This is a genomic window from Bradyrhizobium sp. Kon69 (assembly GCF_055807515.1).
This window is the reverse complement of sequence record NZ_JBVVOS010000243.1, coordinates 1-307: the sequence shown is the minus strand read 5'-3', so window position 1 is coordinate 307 and position 307 is coordinate 1. Positions and strand designations below refer to the sequence as shown.

At 65.1% G+C, this 307-nt stretch carries 1 protein-coding gene; it reads right to left on the bottom strand.

Going from position 1 to position 307, the window contains the following annotated elements:
- Positions 1 to 307 (bottom strand): thiolase family protein (locus tag AC0L3U_RS39000; RefSeq protein ID WP_473365058.1); only part of this gene is annotated, 307 nt, incomplete at both ends.

Sequence of the window (307 nt, the reverse complement as noted above, 5' to 3'; positions counted from 1 at the left end):
CGGGGTTCGCCATTGCGCGGCAGCAGCGGCTTGAAGAACATCGACGGGCGCACCTTCAGCAGGCTTTTCAGCGTGTCGCCCATGCCCTTGGCCCGATTGGCCGCGAGCAAGGTGTGGCGCAGGGACTCGTTGATGCCAATCGGCGCATCGGAGGTGGTGTCCGCGCCGCCTGCAATGCCCACCTCGATCTGGCCAAGGGCGATTTTATTGGCCACCAGCAACGCCGCTTCCAGGCCCGTGCCGCAGGCTTGCTGCACATCGTAGGCCGGCGTCTGCGCCGACAATGTGGTGGACAGCAGTGACTCAC